Origin of the sequence: Streptomyces zagrosensis (assembly GCF_014203645.1) — a bacterium.
GTDB classification, from domain to species: domain Bacteria; phylum Actinomycetota; class Actinomycetes; order Streptomycetales; family Streptomycetaceae; genus Streptomyces; species Streptomyces zagrosensis.
The window spans coordinates 24,542-38,778 of sequence record NZ_JACHJL010000013.1 but is presented as its reverse complement, the minus strand read 5'-3'; the positions used below and the strand labels follow the sequence as shown (position 1 = coordinate 38,778).

Sequence of the window (14,237 nt, the reverse complement as noted above, 5' to 3'; positions counted from 1 at the left end):
CGCCCGCGCCCCGCTCGTGGATGGCCCGGGTTCGGTTGCGCACCGGCCCGCAGGCCAAGGCCCGGCGCAGGGGCGCCGCACTGGGCCTGCTGGCCTGGCTGGCCGGCATTTTGTTCTTCCTCCCCGTGGCCTGGATGGTGCTGACCTCCCTGCACTCCGAGACCGACGCTGCCACCAACCCACCGTCCCTGGGCGCCTCGCTGACCTGGGATGGCTACCGCGAGTTCTTCGGCACAAACGGCGGCGCCAGCCCCTGGCCCCCGCTGATCAACTCGCTGACTGCGAGCGTGTGTTCCACGCTGCTCGTCTTGGTGCTCGCGCTGCCGGCCGCGTACGCGCTGTCACTTCGGCCCGTCCGCAAATGGACGGACGTGCTGTTCTTCTTCCTGTCCACGAAAATGCTGCCGGCTGTAGCCGGGCTGCTACCGGTCTACCTCTTCGCCAAGAACGCCGGCCTGCTGGACAACATCTGGCTGCTGGTCATCCTCTACACCTCGATGAACCTGCCGATCGCCGTGTGGATGATGCAGTCCTTCCTGGCCGACATCCCGGTGGCGATCATCGAGGCAGCACAGATCGACGGGGCACCACTGCGCACCATCTTGGCTCGGGTAGTGGCCCCCATCGCCGGCCCGGGCATCGCCGCCACCTCGCTGATCTGCTTCATCTTCAGCTGGAACGAGATGCTTTTCGCTCGTGTGCTGACCGGCGTCAGGGCGCAGACCGCGCCGGTCTTCCTCACGAGCTTCATCACCAGCCAGGGCCTGTTCCTGGCCAAGGTCTGCGCCGCGTCTGTAGTGATCTCCCTCCCGGTGCTCGCCGCCGGATTCGCCGCCCAGGACAAGCTTGTCCAGGGCCTTTCGCTAGGAGCAGTGAAATGAGGACCGCACTCATCGAGGCCATCGGCAAGGTCACCGTGACCACCGTGCCCGACCCCACGCCTGGGCCGCGCGAGGTCGTCGTGGCCGTCGCGGCCTGCGGACTGTGCGGTACCGACCTGCACATCGTAGAGGGGGAGTTCGCGCCCACGCTGCCGATCGTGCCCGGACACGAGTTCGCCGGCGAGGTGGTCGGACTGGGCCGAGAGGTGACCGAGTTGGTCATCGGCGACCGGGTCGCGGTGGACCCGTCCCTGTACTGCCACGCGTGTCGCTACTGCCGCGTGGGGCGAGGCAACCTGTGCGACAACTGGGCCGCCATCGGCGTATCGGTGGCCGGTGGGGCCGCCGAATACGCCCTCGCGCCGGTCGCCAACTGCATCCGGCTGCCCGACCATGTGAGCCTTCAGGACGCGGCACTCATCGAGCCGCTTTCCTGCGCTGTACGGGGCTACGACGTGCTCGGCAACCACCTCGGAGCCGAGGTGCTCATCTACGGCAGTGGCACGATGGGCCTGATGATGCTGGAACTGGCCAAGCGCACCGGCGCCGTCAGCGTCGATGTGCTCGACCTCAACCCGGAGCGATTGGCCACCGCCCGGCTGCTTGGCTGCTCCCGGGCGGCAGCCACCGTCCAGGAGTTGGAGCAGCCGCGAGGTTGGGACGTGGTCATCGACGCCACCGGACACGCGGCGGCCATCCAAGAAGGTCTACGCAGAGTCGCGAAAGCGGGGACCTTCCTTCAGTTCGGGGTAGCGGACTACGCCACGACCGCGGTCATCGAGCCGTACCGCATCTACAACCAGGAGATCACCATCACCGGTTCGATGGCCGTACTGCACAGCTACGAGCGGGCAGCGGCCCTGTTCGCGACCGGGGTACTCGACCCGGGGGTGTTCATCAGCGACCGCATGCCGCTGGAGCGGTACCCGCAGGCGCTGGAGAGATTCCAGGCGGGCCTCGGCCGCAAGATCGTGGTGGTGCCGTAACACGCCATGATCGATTGGTGCCCCCGCTGCGTGCTGTGTGCAGCGTGTGTCGTGTCGCGTGCCGCCGGGGGCGCCGCACCACAAGCCCGGGCGCGGTGCGCTCGGTGCGCGTGCTGCTGACCGGGCGGTGCTGCCGAGCGTGCGGGTGCTGCTGGCCGTGAGTGTGCTGCCCAGCGTGCGCGTGCTACCGAGCGCGCGGGTCCTGTGCGGCCGGGTCGGTCAAGGCTGTGCGTGGTAGCGGGGCAGAAACTGGGCCCGTACAAACGTCTCCAGGGAAGTGGCCCCCGCTGGGGAGAGCGACCGAGGCTGTGCCATGTGCAGATGGCCGGAGTTCACGGCTTCGGTCACCTCGACCATCATCTCCGCCACATTGGCGGAGGTGCCCGCGCGGCAGAGCGCCTCGCGGAAGGAGGCGATGCTGCACTGCTCGTAGGCCAGCTCCGGTAGGCCGGTCGCCGCGCCGATAACGCGAGTGACCTCCTGCATGGTCACGTCCCGCTCGCCCGGCAGCTCCCGAACCTGCGTGCCCGTCCACGGTTGCCGCAGCAGGTCGGCTGCGATGGCTCCCACGTCCCCAGTGGTCACCAGGGGCAGTGGCACATCGGGCCGGAAGGGCGCGATGATCTGCCGGCTGGTGCGGACCGATGCGACATGGCTGAGCAGGTTCTCCATGAAGTAGCCCGCACGCAGCCACATCATCTTCGTACCGGATACGGCGGAAAGGCGGTGCTCAAAGCGGTGTAGGCCCTTCACAGGACCGGTCCCCGTGGCGTGCTGTGCTCCCCAACTGCTCAATGCGACGACGCGCGGCACGCCGGATGACGCGACAGCCTCCGTGAGCGATGCCGCGATCTGGTCCTGGAAGGCCCCGAAGTCGGGATGGTCCGGTAGGTAGTTGGGCTGAATCACGGCGTAGACGGCTTCGGCCCCTTCGAAGGCGACGGCCAAGGCGTCGGGGTCGCTTGGGTCCGCCTCATGAATGTGGGCACCCAGCTCGGCCAACTCGGTGAGCCGCTGCGCTGTGCGGCCGACGACTCGTACCGTCTGACCTTGTTCCAACAGCCGCAGTGCCGCGGCCCGTCCGGTCCGGCCGCTGGCCCCGGTGATGACGTACACGGTCATGCCTTTCTGCGTAGGTGTGCCGGCGGCGCAACAAGGCGGTTCGCCGGCGGTTCATGCGTTCTGCTCTCCCCGACTGCATCGACTGCATCGACTGCATCGGCCGCGGAGGGTGACAGCGTGGTCAGCGCGCCGAGCCGGACCAGCGCGTCGGCGGTGGCGTCGTCGGCGGGGTGGTAGGCCCAGATCTGGTGACCGCCACTGCCGGGCAGCTCCAGCACGTGCTGGTCGAACGCGACCGGCCCGACCAGGGGATGCCGGAACAGTTTGTGATCGACCGCCTTCTCATAGACGTGATGCTGGGCCCATGCCGTACTGAACTGGTCACTTCGTACGGCGAGTTCGCCCACCAGGCCCGCCAGCTTGGCCGATCCCGCCTCCAAGCCTGCGTTGGCACGCAGTGCCGCCACCGTGCAGCGGGCGAACGCGGGCCAGTCGATGAAGAACTTGGGGGCTCCCGCAGCGAGGAACACCATGCGTGCGTAGTTCTCCCGGTGCTCCAGCCCCTCGTGGAGCAGCTCGCCCAAGGTGTTGGTGGCTACCACGTCGAGCCAGCGGTTCAGTAGCAGCCCAGGCACGGTGAACGAGTCGAGCAGGCGTTGCACCGCCTCCAACCGCTCCGGGCCGGGTCCACCGCCCGCCTCGTTCGCTTCATCCGCCTCGTTCGCGATGACCAGCTCGCGGAGATAGCGCGCGGCGGCAGGGTCGAGAAGCAGCGCCTGCGACAACCCGGTCAGCACCGTGCGGGAGGGGCGGCGCTCCCTGCCCTGTTCGAGACGTACGTAGTAGTCGGTGCTGATGCCGGCCAGCATCGCCACCTCGTCACGGCGCAGCCCTGGCACCTGACGCTCACCCCCTGGCGCCAGCCCATGCTGCTCGGGACGCACCTGCCCTCGCCGGGCACGCAGATATTCGGCTAGCGCTCCGCCCTGCGGGTCCATGCGGAATGTGTCCATGCCTCGACGGTACGAGGAAGGCGGCAGGAGCCGGGTAGGAGTGTGACCCCCACCCCCGGCGGCCCACGCGGACGGGCACCCCTGTGTGCGGCGGCATACGGGCCGGTCCCCAAGGCCGTACCCCCATGGCTCACGCGTGTTTGCGGCGGCTAGTAGCTGTCTGCCGCTCAGCCGTCTTCCCTTTCGTCGACTTGGCGGTCTTCGCGCTCTGCCCGGACTTCGCTGTCGTGCTCTTCTTCGCCGTGGTCTTGGCGGTGCCACGCGAGGATGTGCCGCTGCTCGCCGCGCCCCCGCCACTTTTGGAGCCGGTGGTCTTCTTGGCCGCCGTGCTCTTCTTCGCGGCGGACTTCTTGGTGCGGCTGCGTCCCGGCTCCCCTTCCGAGCGTGCGTCGATGGAGGCCTGGAGCGCGGACATCAGGTCCACCACGTTGTCCGGCGGAGGCTCGGCGGCATCGGCCGATGGCGGGGCCTTGCCTTCGAGGCGGGCGGTGACCAGCTCGTCGAGTGCGGCCTGATAGTCATCGTGCAGCGAGTCCAGGTCGAAGTCCTCCGAGAGCGTGTCCATCAGCGAGGTGGCCATCTTCAGCTCCTGCGGGCGCACGGTCACCTTGCCGGAAGGGGCGAGCCCGGCGGCGGCACGGATTTCGTTCGGCCAGTGCATGGTGTGTAGCACCAGCACATCGTCATGGACTCGCAGCAAGGCCAGCGATTCGCGGGTGCGCAGCGCCACCTTGGACACCGCCACCCTGCCGCTGTCCACCAGCGCCTCGCGTAGCAGTACGTACGGCTTGGCGGCTGCCGCCGAGTCGGCGCCCACGTAATACGCGCGCGAGAGCCGCAGCGGATCGATCTCGTCCGCGTCGATGAACGCGATGACGTCGATGAGCTGCTTGCTGGGCAGCGGCAACTCGGCTAGATCGTCCTCGGTGAGGATCGCCGTGCGGCCGTCGATGTCCTCGTAGCCCTTGGCGATGTCCGCATAGTCCACCTGCTCCCCGTCTACCTCACACACGCGTTTCATGCGGATGCGTCCGCCGTCTGCGACATGGACCTGGTGCAGCTTGACCCCGTGTTCCTCGGTGGCCGGGTAGAGCTTCACCTGGATCGACACCAGACCGAAGCCGATGGCCCCTTTCCACATCGAGCGCATGGTGCTGGCCCTTCTGGTGGGTTGTCTGCCCTATGCCCGAGATCGTCTGGCGGCAGTGCGGGCGGGTGGCTTGCGCGTACGGGTCCAGTCGAGAAGTTGCCGCGCGGTCCAGGTGTTGATCACTCGCTCGGCGGGCACCTCGCACTCGGCCGCGCGGGCGCAGCCGTAGGACTGCCAGTCCAACTGCCCTGGAGCGTGCGCATCGGTATCGATGGAGAAGAGCACGCCGGCCGCCACCGCCTTGTGCAGCAGCGGGCGTGGCGGGTCGAGCCGATCGGGACGGCAGTTGATCTCCACCGCGGTGCCGGACTCGGCGCACGCGGCGAACACCGCTTCGGCGTCAAAGTCCGATGGCGGCCTACCCCGGCCGGTCACCAGCCGCCCGGTGCAGTGCCCCAACACATCGACCAGCGGATCACGTACCGCCGCCACCATGCGTCGGGTCATGGCGGTGGCGTCCATGCGGAGCTTGGAGTGGACGGAGGCCACCACCACATCGAGCTGATCCAACAACTCGCGGTCCTGATCGAGGGAGCCGTCGTCGAGGATGTCGCACTCGATGCCCGTCAACAGGCGAAACGGCGCGACCTGCTCCCGTACCTCCGCCACCACCTCAAGTTGCTCGCGCAACCGCTCGGCGCTCAGCCCGTGCGCGATGGTCAGCCGGGGGGAGTGGTCGGTCAGCACCGCCCAGTCGTGGCCGAGCTCGGCCGCAGAGCGCGCCATGACCTCGATCGGGCTGCCGCCGTCCGACCAGTCGGAATGCATATGGCAGTCGCCGCGCAGCGCGGCCCGCAGCCGCTCGCCCCCCGCGGCCAGCGGCGTGTTCGCCTCGGCAGAGAGCTGCTGTACATAGGAGGGCACCTCGCCCGCCAGTGCCTGCTTGACGACCGCGACGGTCTTGGGCCCAAGCCCCTTGACCGATGTCAGTGAGCCAGCCTGTGCCCGGCGTGCCACCTCGTCGGGGCCCAGGTCGGTAAGTGCCGACGCGGCATTGCGAAAGGCCCGCACGCGATACGTCTCGGCGCCCGTACGTTCCAGCAAGAACGCGATCCGCTCCAGCGCCGCCACCGGCTCCACGCTCGCCGCCTCCTTCCCACTCCTCGCCGCATTGAGCTCTCGTTGGGGTCAGGGCTTGGCCCGACTCGGCTGCACCCGCTTTGGCTCGCCCTTCACCTTCGGATGGTCCGGCGGATAGGGCAGATCTCCCAAAGCGTGGTCGCGCTCATCGCGTGCGGCCAACTCCAGGGCGGCCTCAAGACGGAACGCGTGGGTGTCCAGGTCCGCGTGTACATCACCCACCTCGGCGTACCGCGCGGGCATGGTGGCCAGGTCGAAGTCGCGCGGCCGGGCATCGGGCAACTCCTCCCAGCGCAGTGGAGCCGAGACTGGCGCATGGGGCTTGGGGCGCACCGAGTACGCGCTGGCGATGGTGCGATCCCTGGCGGTTTGGTTGTAGTCCACAAAGATCTTCGCGCCCCGCTCTTCCTTCCACCAGGAGGTCGTCACTTGCTGCGGCGCCCGCCGCTCCAATTCCCGAGCGATGGCAATGGCGCTACGTCTGACCTGGACGAACGTCCATTCCGGAGCCAAGGGAACATAGACGTGTAGCCCCCGACCGCCCGAGGTTTTGGGCCAGCCGCGCAGCCCCAGGCCAGCCAGGACCTCGCGCAACTCCAAAGCGGTCCGCAACGCGTCCTCGTAGTCCGTGCCCGGCTGTGGGTCGAGGTCGATCCGTAGCTCGTCGGGATGGTCGGTGTCGGAGCGGCGCACCGGCCAGGGATGGAAGGTGAAGGTGCCCAAATTGGCGGCCCACACCACGGCCGCCACCTCGGTCGGACAGATCTCATCCGCGTATCGCCCGCTGGGAAAGGCGATCCGGCCAGTCGGAATCCACTCCGGCAGGTTGCGCGGCGCCCGCTTTTGGGAGAAGGACTCCCCGGCTACCCCGTCCGGGTAGCGCTCCAGCGTCGTGGGGCGGTCCCGCAGCGCACGCAACACCCCGTCACCGACCGCGAGGTAGTACCGCGCGACGTCCACCTTGGTGAACCCCCGCTCGGGGAAGTACACCTTGTCCGGATGCGACAGCCGCACCGTCCGCTCGCCGACCGTGATCTCCAGGGGCTCTCCCATGCGGCCACGCTAGGCCGGTACGCGGCGGCGCGCCTGTCGGCGGCCCCTGCGAAGCCGCAGGCCATCGGCCGCGGGCGCCGCGCTGGTCTAGGCGCAAGGGGCGGCCTTGGGCATGCGCCGCGGCCCACCAGGGCCCCGGCGCTCGGCGGGCGGGCGCCACCGTAGGGCCGCACAATCAAGGTCATGGACCTTCCGGTGATGCCGCCCGTGCGGCCGATGCTGGCCAAGTCCGCGGCGACCATCCCGCCCGGTATGAACTACGAGGCCAAGTGGGACGGCTTTCGGGCCATCGTCTTTAGGGACGGCGACGAGGTTGAACTCGGCAGCCGCTCAGGCAAGCCGCTCACCCGCTACTTTCCCGAACTCGTCGAAGCACTGCGGACACGACTGCCCGAGCGCTGCGTTCTCGACGGCGAGATCGTCATCACCAGGGATGACCGTCTCGACTTCGAGGCGCTACTCAGCCGCGTCCACCCGGCCGCCTCCCGGGTGCGGATGCTCGCCGAGACCATCCCCGCCAGCCTGGTCGCCTTCGATCTGCTGGCGCTCGGTGACACCGCGGCGCTCGACGCCCCACAAAGCGAGCGCCGCTTGGCGCTCGCCGAGGCGCTGCGGGGCGCCGCGGCCCCTGTCCACCTGGCGCCCACCACCGCCGACCTGCGCGTAGCACAGGAGTGGTTCCAGCAGTTCGAGGGGGCCGGACTCGACGGTGTCATCGCGAAACGGCCTGATCTCCCCTATCGGCAAGGCGAGCGGGTCATGGTCAAGGTCAAGCACGAGCGCACCGCGGACTGCGTGGTGGCCGGGCTGCGACCGCACAAGAGTGGCCCGGTCGTCGGTTCGCTGTTGCTCGGCCTGTACGACAGCGGCGGCCGACTCCAACACGTGGGCGTCTGCGCGTCCTTCCCGATGCGCCAACGAGAGGCGCTGATGCGCGAACTGGCCCCACTGCGGATGGAGTCGGCATCCGGGCACCCCTGGGCCGACTGGGGCGATGAGAGCGCCCACGAAGCGAACCGGATGCCCGGCGGCCCGAGCCGCTGGAGCGCAGGCAAGGACCTGTCCTGGGTGCCACTGCGCCCTGAGCGGGTCTGTGAGGTGGCGTACGACCACATGGAGGGCGACCGCTTTCGGCACACCACGCAATTTCGCCGTTGGCGCCCCGACCGGGAGCCCGAGAGCTGCGGCTATGCCCAGTTGGAGGAGCCGGTCAGCTACGACCTGGGGCGGGTGCTCAGCGCGTAGCACGCTGGCTTGCGCACCGGGGGACAGTCACGGCGATCGCTGCCGGACGACGACGGCCGGCCCTGTGGTGCGGTGAGTGGGATCAGGCGGACTGCGCCGGCAGGGCCGCCCACACCGTGCGGCCCTCGCCTCGCTCACCGAAGACCACTCCCCAGGTGTCGGCCAAGGTCTCCACCAACAGCAGGCCGCGGCCGTTCTCGTCACCCGCCGCCGCATCGCGCGGCGTGGGCCGGGTGGTGCCGCCACCCTGGTCGCGGACCTCGATCCGCAACTGCCCGCGTACGGACTGGAGTACGCACGCTATCGAGGTGCTGCTCGTATGGACGACGGCATTGGTGACCAGCTCGGATATCACCAATTGGGCCATGTCACGGGCATCTTCCGACACCTGTTGACAGTTGAGCCACATGCGTACGCGGCGGCGGGCGTCGGAGACCGCCGCGCGTTCCGCCGGCAGGCGAAACGCCTCCTCATAGGGGCCGGCTGCGCTGCCCGGGGAAACGGAGAAGGGCATCGTTTCAGGAGCGACCACGGCCGTTCGCCTTCCATGTGCCTGCGGGGGAGGGGGCGTTGTGACGAGAAGCACAGGAAGCGCGGGCTCGGACGTGCTGCCGAGCCACGACCGTGAAAGGGGGCGGCCATGTCTCCATGACCACTGCCTCACTCAGTCAGCGCGGGGCATTCTGCGAAATGCAGAATAGCGAGCGCAGTCTGTTCGCGTCAGTCGAACCATGGCACACTGCTGTGAACAAGCCATATGCGGAGGTGCAATGTGGGAGAGGCGCGATCTGCTCCGACGGTCGGGCAGATAGTCCTCGGCATGCGGCTGCGTGACCTCCGGGAGAAGGCCGGGGTCACGTACGAGCAGGCGGCGAAGGCGCTGGATGTCAACCAGACCACCGTGCGGCGTATGGAGAAGGCCGAAGTCGGGCTGAAACTCCCGTACGTGGAAAAACTGCTGCGCACCTACGGCATACCGGACGAAGAGGTCGGTTCCTTTCTGGAGCTGACCGATGAGGCCAATCAACCCGGCTGGTGGCACCGGTTTCGCGACGTACTGCCCGACTGGTTCAGCCTCTACGTCAGCCTGGAGGGCGCGGCCAGTCTCATCCGTGCCTATGAACCCCACTTCGTGCCCGGCCTGTTGCAGACACCCGAGTACGCCCGGGCGCTGCTCAGCGTCGGCTTCCCCCACGCGAGCGACTCCGAGCTCGACCGCAGAGTGGCGCTGCGGATGGAACGCCAACAACTGCTCACCGGGCCGGACGCACCGCGCCTTTGGGCCATCGTGGACGAGACGGTGCTGCGCCGCCCGGTGGGGAGCGCCGAGGTGATGCGCGCCCAGATCGATCGGCTGGTGGAGGCCCTGGCGCTGCCGAACCTGACCTTTCAGGTCGTGCCGTTCAGCGCTGGGCCGCACCCTGGGATGTTCGGCCCCTTCCAACTGTTCAGGTTCCGGGTGCCGGAACTGCCTGACGTCGTCTACAGCGAAAGCCTGACGAGCGCCTCCTACCTCGATGAACGCGCCGATGTGGCGGCCTACCTCGAAGCCCTTGACCGCATGGGCACCCAGGCCGTCCCAGCACTACGCACCGAGGCCCTCCTCGGTGACCTGCGCAAGGAGCATTGACCGTGAACAAATCCGTGGCAGACATTCACCGCGTCTACAACGGCATGCCCGCTAGCGCGCTGGGCACCGAGGGCTGGCGCAAGCCGTGGAGCGGCCCCAACGGCGGCAGTTGCGTCGAAGTGATGAAGCTTGCCGACGGGCGGGTAGCGCTGCGCCAGTCAACCGACCCCGACGGCCCGGCACTGATCTACACCGTCCGCGAGATCGAGCAGTTCCTCCACGGCGCCAAGGGTGGCCAGGCGGACTTTCTCCTCGCCTAGGGACACGCTCGGCGCGCCACCGCGCAGCAGCACGGACCCAACAGCACCGCCCAGCAGCACCGCCCAACAACAGCACCACCCAACGGCACCGCCAAGCAGCACTCACAATCACCGCGACCGGCAGCCCTCGATAGCCAGCGGTGGCGACAGCACCAGGAAATCGGAGGACCAGATGGCCGAACTCGGTCGCGCAGCGAGCCGGATCGACACCAGTAAGCCGCATCCGGCGCGCATGTACGACTACTACCTCGGTGGCAAGGACCACTACGAGGTGGATCAGCAGGCCGCTGAGAACGTCATAGAGATCAATCCGGGCATCAAAATCTGTGCCGGGACCAACCGCCGCTTCATGCATCGGGCCACCCGCTACCTCGCGGCGACGGGCGTGCGCCAGTTCCTCGACATCGGAACCGGCATTCCCACCGAGCCCAATTTGCACCAGGTAGCCCAGAGCGTCGCTCCCGATGCGCGTGTCGTCTACGCCGACAATGACCCGATCGTGTTGACGCACGCCCAGGCGTTGCTGCGCAGCGCCCCCCAGGGCCGTACCGCCTACATCCATGCGGACGTCCGTGAGCCGGAGAAGATCCTGTCCGCGCAGGAACTGCGCGAGACCCTGGACATGAGCCAGCCGGTCGCCCTGTCGCTGAACGCGCTGCTGCACTTCGTCCCGGATGAGTTCAACGCGTACGAGCTCGTAGAGCGCCTGGTCTCGGAGCTGGCCGCCGGCAGTTTCCTGGTCATCTCGCACGTCACATCGGACTTCGCGCCCGACATCTGGTCCAAGGTGGTCGACATCTACCACCGTGGCGGCATCCCCGCTCAGACCCGCTCTCGCGCGGAGGTCGCACGGTTCTTCACCAACCTGGAACTCGTCGAGCCCGGCGTGGAGGTGCCGCACCGCTGGCGGCCCGACGCCGAGACGGACGAGAGCGTCACGGACGCCGAGGTATCGCTGTACGTGGCGGTGGCGCGCAAGCCGTAGACCACAACACCGGGGGCGCACCGCCGCCCCCGCACACAGACGAGGACGCCCGCCTCGGGGGTGGCGGGCGTCCTCTTGCCGTGCCTGGCTCCCGCCCTGCCAACGCCCCAACCCAGCAACTCGCCGCGGAGCCCTGGTGCTTAGCTTGGGGCGTGGCGGTGCTGGACCGCGCAAGCCGGCGTGCCGCCTGGCATCCGCTGGCGGTTGTTGGCGACCAGTCGGTACACGCCGTGCCCGATCCAGCGCAGTGGCGGCAGGTTCAGCAGTGCGCCGAGCGGCGCCCAGCCGCGACCGCTGTTCAGCAGCAACTTGGCGACCGCACCGATTCCGCCGTAGACGAGACCTGTCGGCGTGATCCACAGCAACTCGTGCTCGGCTCTGGCCTGAGTGGTGCCCAACTCGTCCAGGTCGGCGAACTGCCAGGCGAGCACCTCACAGCGGGGCCGAATGCGGCGCTCGGTGAAGGCCACCGCGCTGGTGCAAAAGGCACAGTCACCGTCGTAGATCAACACAGGTTGCGTCCGCATGGTGCCATCATGCCCCGCGCGCCAATGCCGCCATCGTCCGGGCGGCCAGGGCACGACCGCGGACGTCGGTGCTTGTCCGTGCTTGTCCGTGCTTGTTCGGCCGATCTTGTGACTGCTCTGGCCCGAGTCGTTGTCCTGGTGTAGGGCGGGTGATCTCAGGAAGGAGGCTACGGCCGGTGTCGTACAGGAGTTGCGCGACGCCGGCGGTGGAGTGCCGTACGGGGGTCTCCATCAGCCCGTCCAGGGCCCGATGTACCCGGCTTGGTTCAGGGGTGGGTCGGGTGCTCTCTTCTTCGAGGTGGGAGGCGTCGCGGACAATCTGCCCCCTGAGTTCATCCGCGATCTGTACCCGCGGTGCGGCTGCTAAGACCTGGTGAGCGAAGGCGACGAACTGAGAGGGATCGAAGCTAGAGCTATTGTTCTGGGTGTTTCCTGGCCGACTTGGACACGCCGGCACGGAGTGCTTGTGTGAAGCCCGGCCCTATCCCCGGCTCCTTTTCGCTGCCGGTAATCGCGCGCACTAGCCCCGGCGTCACCGCCGAGCGCTCGCGGCGATTGCACCAAGGCTCCCCCGGAGTACGGGACAGCAACGAAGCCAAGGACGCCTTTGGCTGAAAAGTGGTGCTGCGGGATCTGCGGTACGCAATGAAGTTACGGGCCGGAGGGGTCGTGGGCCGGCTCGGCCACGGAGCGAACGACGGTGGAGGCCGTATCGGTCGGCGCGCCGCGGCACAGGGCGCGGTCCGGGCCGCACCGTGGGCAGGGTCTGGTGCCAGGCGAAGCGAGCAGCGCCAACGCGGCCTCGGTCGTCACCAGATCCGTCGTGCTCGCGGCGGCCCGGCAACGGTCGCGGTGTAGCACCAACCAGGTGCCTCCGGCGGCGTCCAGTGCCGCGGACTCATGGACCCGCCACCAGCCCGCTCCCAGGTCCCCCTCGACGTGCATGTGTGACCCTTCCCGGCCAGACGGCTCGTTGGCATCGACGCGTGGCTTCGATGCTTGTGCCTGTCGGGAAACCGATCAAGTACCTACAAAAAAGTGCGTACGTACCGCTGGGTGAGGCGGCCGGCTAGCCGTCAGCGCGCGCTTGCAACCGTGCCACCGAATACAGGCCACCACCCAGGGCGTGTGGGGCCAGCGGAGCGCCGTCGCGGGCACCGAAACGGAAGCGGACTCCGGTCGCCTTGACGATCGGGTGCCGGTCGCTGAGAGCAGCCTTGGGAGGGAAGTAGTCGGTGACCACCTCGGTGCCGCACCGCACGCGACCCGGGTGGCGCTGAGGAAGAGCCTGACCTCCCAGGGCCGAGGCCGGCCCCGATCTGGTCGGCTTCGGATGATCAGGGGACGTGTGCCCCCGTACTGTGGTGCTAGCCCAGGGGGGTGACGTCCCGCCCGCCGTACGGGGCCGGGCCTACACGGTGCACACGGGCGTGCCGCCGCTCGCCCGCCGCAACGCGCACAGTCCGCCGCGAGATGCAGACCCTGGGCGGCCCGGCCGTCCCCGGAAGGAGCCCCACCACCGTGCGTCCCATACCGACCTGTCTGCTCAGCGGCGACGGTCCCGAGCGCGTCAGCCATGGGCACGACCCGGACCGGTTCGTGCAGATCGGCTCCCTGACCAAGGTCCTCACCGGCACCGCGCTGATGCGCCTGGCGGAGGCGAAGACGCTGGAACTGGCAGACCCGGTGGAGCGCTGGTTGCCGGTGCCGCCTGGTACCGGCATCACCCTGCTGCACCTTGCCGAGCACACCTCTGGGCTGCCTCGACTGCCTCCAGGTCTGTCCGGCCGGGACCCGTACGCTTCCTTCGACGACGCCGCGCTGCGGGCGCTTTGTGGCCGACTCAAGGCGCTGACCGTTCGTGAGCCCGGGACCGAGGAGGAGTATTCCAACTTCGGCTATGCGGTGCTCGGCGCCGCTCTGGTGGCTGCCACGGGGCAGCCCTACGAGCGGGTCGTACGGGAGCAGGTGCTAAACCCACTGGGCATCGACGCAATGGCCGTGCAGCCGCCCGCAGACCGGCGGCTGTGCGCCACCGGGCTCTTCGGCCGCGAGCGCAAGCCGTGGACCATGCAGGGGGCGATCCTCCCCGCCGGCGGCATGTGGGCCACTCCGCGCGCTGCGGCCCGGCTGCTCACGGGTCTGCTCGTGGAGCGTGAACTCGGCGCTCCGGCTCCATCCTGGCAGCACTCCGGAACCGTCACCTGGCACAACGGTGCGACCCGGGACGCCTCGGTGTTCGCGGGTGCGCTCCCGGACGGGCGCTGGGTCCTCGTGCATCAACTCGGCGGTTCACCCGATGCCACTGACGCAGTGGGCGTACGCCATCTGATTCCCCCGAAAGCGGCGTAACAGCCGTACTATC

The 14,237-nt window shown here is 68.6% G+C and carries 17 protein-coding genes; 8 read left to right on the top strand and 9 right to left on the bottom strand.

The annotated features are described in order from the left end of the window. Positions 1 to 20: 20 nt before the first annotated feature. Both FHS42_RS23130 and FHS42_RS23125 read left to right on the top strand, forming a co-directional pair. A complete protein-coding gene (locus tag FHS42_RS23130) occupies positions 21 to 881 on the top strand; it encodes a carbohydrate ABC transporter permease (RefSeq protein ID WP_184575290.1) in 861 nt (286 codons plus the stop codon). Continuing rightward, positions 878 to 1,867 (top strand): zinc-dependent alcohol dehydrogenase family protein, encoded by a 990-nt coding sequence (locus FHS42_RS23125; RefSeq protein WP_184574976.1) that lies wholly within the window; start codon positions 878 to 880, stop codon positions 1,865 to 1,867. The genes FHS42_RS23130 and FHS42_RS23125 overlap by 4 nt, the downstream gene beginning before the upstream one ends. A gap of 219 nt (positions 1,868 to 2,086) precedes the next feature. Here the strand turns inward: FHS42_RS23125 and FHS42_RS23120 are convergent, their stop codons facing one another. From FHS42_RS23120 to ligD, 5 genes are all read right to left on the bottom strand, one after another. Continuing rightward, positions 2,087 to 2,989: an NmrA family NAD(P)-binding protein gene (locus FHS42_RS23120; RefSeq protein ID WP_184574974.1), complete on the bottom strand. Its 903-nt coding sequence runs from the start codon at positions 2,987 to 2,989 to the stop codon at positions 2,087 to 2,089. Next, positions 2,986 to 3,942: a helix-turn-helix domain-containing protein gene (locus FHS42_RS23115; protein WP_184574972.1), complete on the bottom strand. Its 957-nt coding sequence runs from the start codon at positions 3,940 to 3,942 to the stop codon at positions 2,986 to 2,988. Before FHS42_RS23115 ends, FHS42_RS23120 begins: the two co-directional genes overlap by 4 nt. A 130-nt stretch (positions 3,943 to 4,072) precedes the next feature. After that, entirely contained in the window at positions 4,073 to 5,083 is a 1,011-nt protein-coding gene (gene ku / locus FHS42_RS23110) for a non-homologous end joining protein Ku (protein WP_376772677.1), read from the bottom strand. A 39-nt stretch (positions 5,084 to 5,122) separates the two neighbouring features. After that, positions 5,123 to 6,172, bottom strand: coding sequence for a PHP domain-containing protein (locus FHS42_RS23105; RefSeq protein ID WP_184574968.1), 1,050 nt, complete (start codon positions 6,170 to 6,172; stop codon positions 5,123 to 5,125). 48 nt (positions 6,173 to 6,220) lie between these two features. Next, positions 6,221 to 7,225, bottom strand: a complete 1,005-nt coding sequence (ligD, locus tag FHS42_RS23100) for a non-homologous end-joining DNA ligase (protein WP_184574966.1) — start codon at positions 7,223 to 7,225, stop codon at positions 6,221 to 6,223. A 183-nt stretch (positions 7,226 to 7,408) separates the two neighbouring features. On the opposite strand from ligD, the gene FHS42_RS23095 reads away from it, so the two are divergent. Beyond that, the gene (locus FHS42_RS23095; protein WP_184574964.1) at positions 7,409 to 8,470 is read left to right on the top strand and encodes an ATP-dependent DNA ligase; all 1,062 of its coding nucleotides are present in this window, start codon (positions 7,409 to 7,411) and stop codon (positions 8,468 to 8,470) included. Between the two features lie 82 nt (positions 8,471 to 8,552). On the opposite strand, the gene FHS42_RS23090 is transcribed toward FHS42_RS23095, so the two are convergent. Then, positions 8,553 to 9,002 (bottom strand): ATP-binding protein, encoded by a 450-nt coding sequence (locus FHS42_RS23090; RefSeq protein ID WP_312867001.1) that lies wholly within the window; start codon positions 9,000 to 9,002, stop codon positions 8,553 to 8,555. Positions 9,003 to 9,242: 240 nt separating this feature from the next. On the opposite strand from FHS42_RS23090, the gene FHS42_RS23085 reads away from it, so the two are divergent. The 3 genes from FHS42_RS23085 (at position 9,243) to FHS42_RS23075 (ending at position 11,345) form a co-directional block, all read left to right on the top strand. Continuing rightward, complete coding sequence (locus FHS42_RS23085) at positions 9,243 to 10,100, top strand: Sco1979 family transcriptional regulator (RefSeq protein ID WP_184574962.1); 858 nt, start codon at positions 9,243 to 9,245, stop codon at positions 10,098 to 10,100. 44 nt (positions 10,101 to 10,144) lie between these two features. Further along, positions 10,145 to 10,360, top strand: coding sequence for a DUF397 domain-containing protein (locus FHS42_RS23080; RefSeq protein WP_184575286.1), 216 nt, complete (start codon positions 10,145 to 10,147; stop codon positions 10,358 to 10,360). 172 nt (positions 10,361 to 10,532) lie between these two features. Next, positions 10,533 to 11,345: an SAM-dependent methyltransferase gene (locus tag FHS42_RS23075; protein WP_184574960.1), complete on the top strand. Its 813-nt coding sequence runs from the start codon at positions 10,533 to 10,535 to the stop codon at positions 11,343 to 11,345. Positions 11,346 to 11,485: 140 nt separating this feature from the next. Here the strand turns inward: FHS42_RS23075 and FHS42_RS23070 are convergent, their stop codons facing one another. Next, positions 11,486 to 11,872, bottom strand: coding sequence for a thiol-disulfide oxidoreductase DCC family protein (locus FHS42_RS23070; protein ID WP_184574957.1), 387 nt, complete (start codon positions 11,870 to 11,872; stop codon positions 11,486 to 11,488). A 468-nt stretch (positions 11,873 to 12,340) separates the two neighbouring features. Here FHS42_RS23070 and FHS42_RS23065 point away from each other — a divergent pair, with 468 nt between their 5' ends. Next, complete coding sequence (locus FHS42_RS23065) at positions 12,341 to 12,487, top strand: hypothetical protein (RefSeq protein WP_184574956.1); 147 nt, start codon at positions 12,341 to 12,343, stop codon at positions 12,485 to 12,487. Positions 12,488 to 12,523: 36 nt separating this feature from the next. Here FHS42_RS23065 and FHS42_RS23060 read toward each other — a convergent pair whose 3' ends face one another. Further along, positions 12,524 to 12,817, bottom strand: a complete 294-nt coding sequence (locus FHS42_RS23060; protein ID WP_184574954.1) for a DUF6233 domain-containing protein — start codon at positions 12,815 to 12,817, stop codon at positions 12,524 to 12,526. A gap of 124 nt (positions 12,818 to 12,941) precedes the next feature. Then, a complete protein-coding gene (locus FHS42_RS23055) occupies positions 12,942 to 13,133 on the bottom strand; it encodes a hypothetical protein (RefSeq protein WP_184574952.1) in 192 nt (63 codons plus the stop codon). A gap of 260 nt (positions 13,134 to 13,393) precedes the next feature. Here FHS42_RS23055 and FHS42_RS23050 point away from each other — a divergent pair, with 260 nt between their 5' ends. After that, positions 13,394 to 14,224, top strand: a complete 831-nt coding sequence (locus FHS42_RS23050) for a serine hydrolase domain-containing protein (protein WP_312867000.1) — start codon at positions 13,394 to 13,396, stop codon at positions 14,222 to 14,224. The last annotated feature ends 13 nt before the right edge of the window (positions 14,225 to 14,237 follow it).

Bases quoted from the DNA above. Each gene is read 5' to 3' on its own strand.
- FHS42_RS23130 (WP_184575290.1), top strand. From the start codon at position 21: ATGGCCCGGGTTCGGTTGCGCACCGGCCCGCAGGCCAAGGCCCGGCGC.
- FHS42_RS23125 (WP_184574976.1), top strand. From the start codon at position 878: ATGAGGACCGCACTCATCGAGGCCATCGGCAAGGTCACCGTGACCACC.
- FHS42_RS23120 (WP_184574974.1), bottom strand. From the start codon at position 2,989: ATGACCGTGTACGTCATCACCGGGGCCAGCGGCCGGACCGGACGGGCC.
- FHS42_RS23115 (WP_184574972.1), bottom strand. From the start codon at position 3,942: ATGGACACATTCCGCATGGACCCGCAGGGCGGAGCGCTAGCCGAATAT.
- ku (WP_376772677.1), bottom strand. From the start codon at position 5,083: ATGTGGAAAGGGGCCATCGGCTTCGGTCTGGTGTCGATCCAGGTGAAG.
- ligD (WP_184574966.1), bottom strand. From the start codon at position 7,225: ATGGGAGAGCCCCTGGAGATCACGGTCGGCGAGCGGACGGTGCGGCTG.
- FHS42_RS23095 (WP_184574964.1), top strand. From the start codon at position 7,409: ATGGACCTTCCGGTGATGCCGCCCGTGCGGCCGATGCTGGCCAAGTCC.
- FHS42_RS23080 (WP_184575286.1), top strand. From the start codon at position 10,145: ATGCCCGCTAGCGCGCTGGGCACCGAGGGCTGGCGCAAGCCGTGGAGC.
- FHS42_RS23075 (WP_184574960.1), top strand. From the start codon at position 10,533: ATGGCCGAACTCGGTCGCGCAGCGAGCCGGATCGACACCAGTAAGCCG.
- FHS42_RS23070 (WP_184574957.1), bottom strand. From the start codon at position 11,872: ATGCGGACGCAACCTGTGTTGATCTACGACGGTGACTGTGCCTTTTGC.
- FHS42_RS23060 (WP_184574954.1), bottom strand. From the start codon at position 12,817: ATGCACGTCGAGGGGGACCTGGGAGCGGGCTGGTGGCGGGTCCATGAG.